Raw genomic sequence first — 8,622 nt, forward strand, 5'->3', positions numbered from 1 at the left:
GGCCCGGTTCCATATCGCGCGCGAGTTATTGCCTGCGGCACGGAAAATCAAGGGGATTGCCGTCGCAGGCAGCCCGTATTTCGCGTATTCCGCGCCCGGCGGGTCAATTCCGTTTGGCGAACCACTCGGGATGGTCGCGCATCCAGTCCTCGATCTGCCGGGCCGCGTTCGCCGAGAGGTTGGCCACCTGCTCGGATTTCGACTTCGTGAGCCCCGACCCGATCACCGTATCGGGGCTGACCGATTCGAGGACGACGAACTGCTTGGGCTTTTCGTTGATCTTGGCCTGTTTCGCATCGTCCCAGACGTTAGCCTCGACCACGATCACCGATTTCGGCGACATGACCACGGGCACGCCGGGAACCGCCACCGAATAGCCGCGCACGGCGACGGCGACATGATAGAACTGGTCGCCGGCGAGCGGCTTGAACCTGCGTTCGAGCGCGGCCTTCATCGCGTTTTCCCACTCGGCTTCGGTCACGTTGCGCGACGGCTGGACCTTTTGCGCATTGTCCGCCACGACGACGACATACCCCAGTTTGAACGCCCCCAGCGGTTCGACCTGGCGCATGGCCACCTGTTCGGAACTGCCCGCGCACCCGGCCAGGAACGACAGGATGGCAAGGGCGACTAGGCGGCGGCGCATCGGGATCATGGTGCTCGGGTCTCCTGTGACTTTCCCGCGCATACCCGAGCCCGGCGCCCGGCGCAATTTGATCGGCGGGCTTTCGCGTCGCGGGCGTCGCGTCTATGTCTGCGGGGACACGACGGATGGGGCAATCATGACCGGACAGGAAATTACCCGCCGCCTGCGGCTGGGCGTCAATATCGACCATGTGGCCACGGTGCGCAATGCGCGCGGCGGCAATGTGCCGGACCCGCTGCGCGCGGCCCGGATCGCCGAAGCGGCGGGCGCCGACGGCATCACCGCCCATCTGCGCGAAGATCGCCGCCACATCGGCGACGCCGATATCGATGCGCTTTCGGTGCATCTCACCGTGCCGCTCAACCTGGAGATGGCCGCCACCGCCGAGATGCAGGCCGTCGCGCTGCGTCACCGGCCCCATGCCGTCTGCATCGTACCCGAGAAGCGCGAGGAACGCACGACGGAGGGCGGGCTGGAGGTGGCGCAGGACGAGAACCGGCTGGCCCATTTCATCGCGCCGCTGCGCGATGCCGGCATCCGGGTGTCGATCTTCATCGCCGCCGACGCCCGCCAGATCGAGGCCGCGCGCCGGATCGGTGCGGCGGTGGTCGAGCTTCATACCGGCGCCTATTGCGATGCCCATGCGGAGGGGCGTTTTGCCGACCGCGATGCGGAGCTTGCCCGGCTGCGCGACATGTCCGCCTTCGCCCAATCGCTGGGTCTGGAGGTCCATGCCGGGCACGGGCTGACCTATGACACGGTGAAGCCGGTCGCAGCCTTCCCCGAAGTGGTGGAACTCAACATCGGCCATTACCTAATCGGCGAGGCGATCTTCGTCGGCCTCGACGCCTCGATCCGCGAAATGCGCCGGCTGATGGACGAGGTGCGGGCGCAGGGGTGAGCCGGCGCCGGCTGTTGCATGGCGGACAGGGTATTCGAGGCTGATCCCTTGCAACGGCGGGCTGTGCGGAACGAAGCTGCCATTCTCCCTTCGCCCGGAACAGCCGCTTCAGCGGCCCGGGCGGGCGCCTTGCGACCTCGCCGCGCGCACGAACGTTGGAGGTTCGTGGCAGGCATGAAGTGAAGACCACAAGCGCTGCGCGCCCACCCGGCAGACGGGCGCCGCCCTCCGTCATGCCAGTTGATAGTTGATTACCGTCACAATGGGCTCGATGCCCTCTTTCGCGAGCCGAAACACGGTCTTTCTTCAGGACCATCGGTTGCAGACCGGAGCGGGCTGGATGATCCGGCACAATTCGACTACATGCCGGTAACCCCAGCAAAGGATGGATTCGATGGCCACACGATGCGGCTTCGTTGCCCTGATCGGAGAGCCCAACGCCGGCAAGTCGACGCTTCTGAACCGGATGGTCGGGGCGAAGGTGTCGATCGTGACCCACAAGGTGCAGACCACCCGCGCCCGCATTCGCGGAGTGGCGATCGAGGGCGAGAGCCAGATCGTCTTTGTCGACACGCCGGGCCTGTTTCGCCCGCGCCGCCGGCTCGACCGGGCGATGGTGGCCGCCGCCTGGGGCGGGGCGGCGGATGCCGATATCGTGGTGCTGCTGGTCGAGGCGCATCGCGGCCTGACCGAGGGGGTTCGCGCCATCCTCGATGCGCTTGGCGAACGGACTTCGGGCCGCAAGGTGGCGCTGGCGATCAACAAGATCGACCGGGTGAAATCGGAGAGCCTTCTGGCGCTGACGCAGCAACTGAACGCCGCCTGGCCCTTTGCCGGGACATTCATGATCTCGGCCGAGAAGGGCTATGGCGTCGACGATCTGCGCGCATGGCTGGCGCGCGAACTGCCCGAAGGGCCGTGGCTCTACCCCGAAGACCAGATCGCCGACCTGCCGTTACGGATGATCGCGGCCGAAATGACGCGCGAGAAACTGACGCTGAGGCTTCACCAGGAACTTCCCTATCAGCTTACGGTCGAAACCGAGAGCTGGCAGGAACGCAAGGACGGGTCGGTCCGCATAGATCAGGTGATCTACGTCGCCCGCGACGGGCACAAGGGAATCGTACTGGGCAAGGGCGGCGAGACGGTCAAGGCGATCTCACAGGCGTCGCGCGCCGAACTTGAGGCGTTTCTCGACCGCAAGGTGCATCTGTTCCTGCAGGTCAAGGTGCGGCCCGGCTGGCTGGACGAGGCCGAGCGCTATTCCGAGATGGGGCTGGATTTCCGGGATGGAAACGCGTGAGCAGGCTGGCGGCGGGCCTGTGGGTTCAGGCCTATCTGATGCGCCTGCAGATCGAGACCGTCCCGGCCTATGTGCTGGCCCACGGCGATGACACGGCGGGGGCGGTACTGATAAAGCTGAATCCGCTCGACGGCACGGCGAGGCTTTTTCAGCGGATCATGGCGATGGACGGATCGCGCCCGTGGGATATTCTGTCCGAGGGGCCGGAAGGCGAGATCGACGCGCTGATCGAACGCCAGCGGAAATACGACCCCGATATCTGGGTGATCGAGGTCGAAAGCCGCGCCGGGCGGCACATGCTGGACGAGCCGGGGCTGGAGTGACCGCCGATCCGGCCTCTCGCCCGGAAACGGGCGCGATCCGGCGGCGACAGGAGGTGCGATGGACTGGCGCGATGAAGGGACCCTGTTGACGGCGCGCCCGCACGGCGAGACCGCAGCCATCGTCGAGGTATTCACCCGCGCGCATGGCCGCTGCGCCGGCGTGGTTCGCGGCGGGGTATCGCGCCGGATGACGCCGGTCCTGCAACCCGGCGCCCAGTTGCAGGTCGAATGGCATGCGCGGCTGGAAGAGCATATCGGAACGTTCCGCGTCGAACCGCTGCGGTCGCGCGCCGGTGCTGTCCTGTCGGACCGCCGCGCGCTCTACGCCCTCGGGTCGGCCTGCGCGCTGCTGTCCTTCGTCCTGCCCGAACGTGAACCGCATTCCGGCCTGTACGAGGCGAGCCAGCACCTGTTCGATGCGCTCGGCACCGACATGCGCTGGCCGGGGCTCTACCTGATGTGGGAAAGGGCGCTGCTGGAGGAGATGGGCTTCGCGCTCGATCTTTCGTGCTGCGCGGTCACCGGGGCGACCGACGATCTGGCCTATGTCTCGCCGCGCAGCGGACGCGCGGTCAGCCGGGCCGGGGCCGGAGACTGGGCGGAACGCCTGCTGCCGCTGCCGCCGGCGCTGCGCGGCGAAGCACCCGCCGATCTGGCCGAGGTCGCGGCGGGGCTGCGCACAACCGGCCATTTCCTCGAAAGCCGGCTTGCACCGTCGCTGGGCGATCGCCCGCTTCCGCCGGCCCGCCACCGTTTCGTCAGCCTGTTCGACCGCCATGGGGAGCCGTCATGAAGAGCTTTGCCGAAATTCGCCGGATCGCCATCGCCCGCAAGGGCGAGCATGAGTTGGCCGCGCGCATGCCCGGGCCGCCGGAGCGGCCGCTGCGCGACCTGTCCGACGACCGGGTTCTTGCGGAATTCTCGCGTCGCATCTTTCAGACCGGGCTGAGCTGGAAGGTGGTCGATGGCAAATGGCCGGGTTTCGAGGCGGCCTTTCATCGGTTCGATATCGCGCGCAATGCCATGATGTCGGACGACGATCTGGATGCCCACCTGCGGGATACCGGCATCGTCCGCCATGGAGCCAAGATCCTCAGCGTGCGCGACAATGCGATATTCCTCGGCGATCTGGCGCGCGCGCATGGTTCGGCGGCGCGATTCCTTGCCGACTGGCCGGCAACGGACGCCATGGGGCTTTACGATCTGCTCGGGCGGTGCGGCGCCCGGCTCGGCGGGATGACCGGGCCCTATGCGCTGCGCGTTCTGGGCTACGACGGGCCGCTGCTGTCGAAATCGGTGGTGGCGGCGCTGAACATGGCAGGCGCGCTCGACGGCGCGGCAACCTCGAAAGCCGCCCGCGTCCGGGCGCAGGAGGCGTTCAACACCTGGCACGAGGAAAGCGGCGTACCCTATGCCGTGATCAGCCGCACGCTGGCACTCGCGGTTCCGGACTGAGGTCAGGTTCCTTCAACGCGCTTCAGCAATGCCTCGGCCGCCGCCTGTTCGGCGTGGCGTTTCGAGCCGGCCGTCGCGCTGGCGGTTTCGCCACTGGCGAGCCGCGCCTCGATAGTGAACCGCGGCGCGTGATCGGGGCCGGAGCGGCGTGTCTCGACATAGTCGGGCGGCGGCATGGCGCGGGCCTGTGCCCATTCCTGCAACGCGGTCTTGGGGTCGCGGGCCTGTTCCTCGGCGGCGTCGATCCGTCCGCCCCAGAGCCGCAGCACCGCGGCGCGCGCCGGCTCCAGCCCGCCGTCGAGATAGATCGCGGCGATCACCGCCTCCATCGCATCGCCAAGCAGCGCATCCTTCCTGCGCCCGCCCGACATCATCTCGGACCGGCCGAGTTTCAGCGCCGTGCCAAGGTCGATCTGGCGGGCGACATCGGCACAGGTCTCCTTGCGCACCAGCACGTTGTAGCGCGGCGCAAGCTGGCCCTCGTCGGCGAGGCGGTCGGCGCGGAACAGCGCCTCGGCGATGGTCAGGTTGAGCACCCGGTCGCCGAGAAACTCCAGCCGCTGGTTCGAAGGGCGCGTTTCGGTCGAAATCGACGGATGGGTGAGCGCCCGCACCAGAAGCTCCGGCCGGTGGAACGAATGGCCCAGCCGGCCCTGAAAGGCCCTGAGTTCAGCGGACAGCCTCACTCGACCCCCTTGAAGAAACGGTCGGCGCGCCAGGTCCAGACGAAAAACAGCGATTTGCCCGCCGACGAGAACATGATGCGGTCGGCCCGGCCGATCAGGTTTTCCGCCGGTACGAAGCCGACGCCGCGGGCAAGCTGGTTGACGCGGCTGTCGAGCGAATTGTCGCGGTTGTCGCCCATGAAGAAGTAATGGCCGTCGGGCACGGTGAAGACCGGCGTGTTGTCGGTGGGGCCGTTTCCGATGTTGAGGATGTCATGCGAGACCCCGTTGGGCAGGGTTTCGATGAAACGTTCCTTCTGGCAGACGCCCCCCTCGCCCACGGGCGCGTTGGCGCAGAGCGGCGGGCGCCCCTGCGATCCCTGCGGCTCCATCACCTCGTCGAAGGTTCCGGCGGGCTCCAGCCCGACCGGCTCGTCGTTGATGAACAGGACCCCGTTCTTCATCTGCACCCGGTCGCCCGGCAGGCCGATCAGCCGCTTGATGAAATCCGAGCCGTTGACCGGATGGCGGAACACCACGACATCGCCGCGCTCGGGTTCGCCGGAAAAGAACGTATCGTCGAGAATACGCCCCGAGATCGGGCAGATGCTGAACGGGCAGGAATAGCGCGAATAGCCATAGGCCATCTTGTTGACGAACAGGAAGTCGCCGATCAGCAGCGTATCCTTCATCGACCCGGAGGGAATCCAGAACGGCTGAAAGAAAAGCGTGCGGAAAACGACTGCGATCAGCAGCGCATAAACGATCGTCTTGATCGTTTCGACCAGCCCGTTCTCTGCCTTGTCCATGCCTGTCCCCTGCCTCGATCCGCCGCCCCTTTCGCGGGCCCGCGTTTCATGGTCGCGGCCGGACGGGGAGTCAAGCGGTCTCGGACCGGCAGGGCCGCGCCTCGATCACCACAAACGCCTGCGCCCAGGGGTGATCGTCGGTCAGCGTGACATGGACGATGGCTTCAAAGCCCGCCGGCGTCATCGCGGCGAGCCGTTCGCCGGCCCAGCCGGTCAGATGCATCACCGGCTGCCCGGTGGGCAGGTTGCTGACGCCCATGTCCTTCCACGAGATGCCCATGCGCAACCCGGTGCCGAGCGCCTTGGAACAGGCCTCCTTGGCCGCCCATCGCTTGGCATAGGTGCCCGCCACATCGTGCCGCGCTTCTGCCTTGCGCTGTTCGGTTTCGGTGAAGACACGGTTGCGGAACCGGTCGCCGAACCGCTCCAGCGTGCCGGCGATACGTTCGATATTCGCAAGATCGGTGCCGATGCCGAGGATCAAGGGGGGCCTCCTGTGTGGTGGTTCGATAATCGCTCCGGCAGGCCATGGAAAGGGCATTCGTTTCTGCGACTGAGGTTTGCGACTGCGGATAGCAGGAAGGCTGACCGCCTTGCGAAAGGCGACACCGAGCCCATTGTAACAAAAATCATGAGCGCGGAGACGGGTCGGCGGACGACCGCGGGGGGCCGCTGCTACACTGGAGGTCTTCACTTTATCGTGCCGTCACATCGAACGCCTGTTCGGTGCGCTACAGCGAGGAAGCGGCCGCCCGTGCGGGCGGTCGGCCGCTGGCCCGGCGGGGCTGACGCCCCTTGTTCCGGGCCGGGGCTGCCCTCCGAACGGCAGCAAAGTCCGCATCGCCGATTTTACCTTTGGTCGATCCTTGCGGCCGGTATCAGCCGACCGCAGCGGCGAAGCTGCCGCGGTAAAGCTGCGAAAGCTCGTTCAGCGGCGCTTGGGAATGGCCGAAACGCACCGCATCGCCATGGAACCGGCCGACGCTGTGCAGCGGCACGCCGGCCTTGCCGGCCTCGACCATCAGCGTCTCGGCCTTGTCGAAGGAACAGGCGACAAGATAGCGCGCCTGATCCTCGCCAAAGAGCGCTGCGGTATCGTCCGTATCGACGGCCACGCCGACTCCGGCCGCCTCGGCCATCTCGAAGGCGGCGAGCGCCAGCCCGCCATCCGAGATATCGGTGCAGCAATCGATCCATGGGCGGTTGGCGAGAATGAACTCGCCATGCGCGCGCTCGGCCGCAAGATCGACGGCGGGGGCATCGCCGTCCTCGCGGTTGAAAACCTCGGCAAGCAGGGCAGACTGGCCGAGATGGCTGCCCGCCGCTCCCAGCAGCAGCAGCACATGACCCTCGCGCGCCTCGCGCCCGATCAGTTGCGAAAGATCGTCGAGCAGTCCCACCGCGCCGATGGTCGGGGTCGGCAGGATCGGCTCGCCGTCGGTCTCGTTATAGAGCGAAACGTTGCCCGAGACGATGGGCATGTCGAGCGCCGCGCAGGCCGCGCCGATACCCCTGATGGCGCCGACGAACTGGCCCATGATCTCGGGCTTTTCGGGATTGCCGAAATTGAGGTTGTCGGTTGCGGCCAGAGGGCGGGCACCGACCGCGCAGAGATTGCGGAACGCCTCGGCCACCGCCTGCTTGCCGCCCTCGAACGGGTTGGCGCGCACATAGCGTGGCGTCACGTCCGAGGTGAAGGCCAGCGCCTTGGCGGTTCCGTGCACCCGGACGACGCCCGCACCCGCGCCGGGCAGGCGGACCGTATCGGCCATGACCATCTGGTCGTATTGCTCGTAGACCCAGGATTTCCGCCCGTAATTGGGAGAGGCTATCAACGCCCGGAGCCCGTCGAGCGGGTCGATCCCCGGAACCGGTTCCATCGCCGGGGCTGGCGGGGTTTCGATCCACGGCCGGTCGTATTCCGGCGCCGATCCGGCAAGCGTGGCCAGCGGCAGGTCGGCCACCACCTGCCCCTTGTGCTCGATCAGGAAACGGTCCTCGGCGATGGTCTCGCCCACGACGGAGAAATCGAGGTCCCACTTGTCGAATACCGCACGTGCCTCGGCCTCCTTTTCGGGGCGCAGCACCATGAGCATGCGTTCCTGGCTTTCGGAGAGCATCATCTCGTAGGGCGTCATGTCCGCTTCGCGCTGCGGCACGCGGTCCAGATCGAGGCGGATGCCGAGGCCCCCCTTGTCGCCCATCTCCACCGCCGAACAGGTCAGCCCCGCCGCGCCCATATCCTGAATGGAGATCACCGCGCCGGTGGCCATCAGCTCCAGGCAGGCCTCCATCAGGCGCTTTTCGGTGAACGGATCGCCAACCTGCACGGTGGGGCGCTTTTCCTCGATGGTTTCGTCAAACTCGGCAGAGGCCATGGTGGCACCGCCCACCCCGTCACGCCCGGTTTTCGCGCCGAGATAGACCACCGGCATGCCGACGCCGGAAGCCGCCGAATAGAAGATCGCATCCGCATCGGCCAGCCCGGCGGCGAAGGCGTTGACAAGGCAGTTGCCGTTA

General features: G+C 66.8%; 10 protein-coding genes. 5 read left to right on the forward strand and 5 right to left on the reverse strand.

Translation table 11 applies throughout. The features are described from left to right. Nucleotides 1-103 precede the first annotated feature (103 nt). A complete protein-coding gene (locus ACK5IR_RS05590; protein ID WP_416926742.1) occupies nt 104-655 on the reverse strand; it encodes a hypothetical protein in 552 nt (183 codons plus the stop codon). A gap of 127 nt (nt 656-782) precedes the next feature. On the opposite strand from ACK5IR_RS05590, the gene ACK5IR_RS05595 reads away from it, so the two are divergent. The 5 genes from ACK5IR_RS05595 to ACK5IR_RS05615 all read left to right on the forward strand — a co-directional run bounded on the left by ACK5IR_RS05595 (nt 783) and on the right by ACK5IR_RS05615 (nt 4,628). Next, nucleotides 783-1,547 (forward strand): pyridoxine 5'-phosphate synthase, encoded by a 765-nt coding sequence (locus tag ACK5IR_RS05595; protein ID WP_416926744.1) that lies wholly within the window; start codon nt 783-785, stop codon nt 1,545-1,547. Between the two features lie 394 nt (nt 1,548-1,941). Beyond that, the gene (gene era, locus ACK5IR_RS05600) at nt 1,942-2,850 is read left to right on the forward strand and encodes a GTPase Era (protein ID WP_416926746.1); all 909 of its coding nucleotides are present in this window, start codon (nt 1,942-1,944) and stop codon (nt 2,848-2,850) included. Beyond that, the gene (locus ACK5IR_RS05605; RefSeq protein WP_416926748.1) at nt 2,847-3,173 is read left to right on the forward strand and encodes a DUF1491 family protein; all 327 of its coding nucleotides are present in this window, start codon (nt 2,847-2,849) and stop codon (nt 3,171-3,173) included. Before era ends, ACK5IR_RS05605 begins: the two co-directional genes overlap by 4 nt. A 58-nt stretch (nt 3,174-3,231) precedes the next feature. Then, nucleotides 3,232-3,966 carry a DNA repair protein RecO gene (gene recO / locus ACK5IR_RS05610; RefSeq protein WP_416926750.1) on the forward strand — a complete coding sequence of 245 codons (735 nt, stop codon included), beginning with the start codon at nt 3,232-3,234 and terminating at the stop codon, nt 3,964-3,966. After that, entirely contained in the window at nt 3,963-4,628 is a 666-nt protein-coding gene (locus tag ACK5IR_RS05615) for a DNA-3-methyladenine glycosylase I (RefSeq protein ID WP_416926752.1), read from the forward strand. Before recO ends, ACK5IR_RS05615 begins: the two co-directional genes overlap by 4 nt. 2 nt (nt 4,629-4,630) lie before the next feature. On the opposite strand, the gene rnc is transcribed toward ACK5IR_RS05615, so the two are convergent. The 4 genes from rnc to purL all read right to left on the reverse strand — a co-directional run. Next, nucleotides 4,631-5,314, reverse strand: a complete 684-nt coding sequence (gene rnc, locus ACK5IR_RS05620; RefSeq protein WP_416926754.1) for a ribonuclease III — start codon at nt 5,312-5,314, stop codon at nt 4,631-4,633. Further along, nucleotides 5,311-6,102: a signal peptidase I gene (gene lepB, locus ACK5IR_RS05625; RefSeq protein WP_416926756.1), complete on the reverse strand. Its 792-nt coding sequence runs from the start codon at nt 6,100-6,102 to the stop codon at nt 5,311-5,313. Before lepB ends, rnc begins: the two co-directional genes overlap by 4 nt. A gap of 70 nt (nt 6,103-6,172) precedes the next feature. Then, nucleotides 6,173-6,586: a holo-ACP synthase gene (acpS, locus tag ACK5IR_RS05630; RefSeq protein ID WP_416926758.1), complete on the reverse strand. Its 414-nt coding sequence runs from the start codon at nt 6,584-6,586 to the stop codon at nt 6,173-6,175. A 394-nt stretch (nt 6,587-6,980) separates the two neighbouring features. Continuing rightward, nucleotides 6,981-8,622: phosphoribosylformylglycinamidine synthase subunit PurL (gene purL / locus ACK5IR_RS05635; protein ID WP_416926760.1), on the reverse strand; the 1,642-nt coding region annotated here is incomplete at its 5' end.

The organism is Tropicimonas sp. (assembly GCF_047971885.1).
Lineage (GTDB): Bacteria > Pseudomonadota > Alphaproteobacteria > Rhodobacterales > Rhodobacteraceae > Tropicimonas.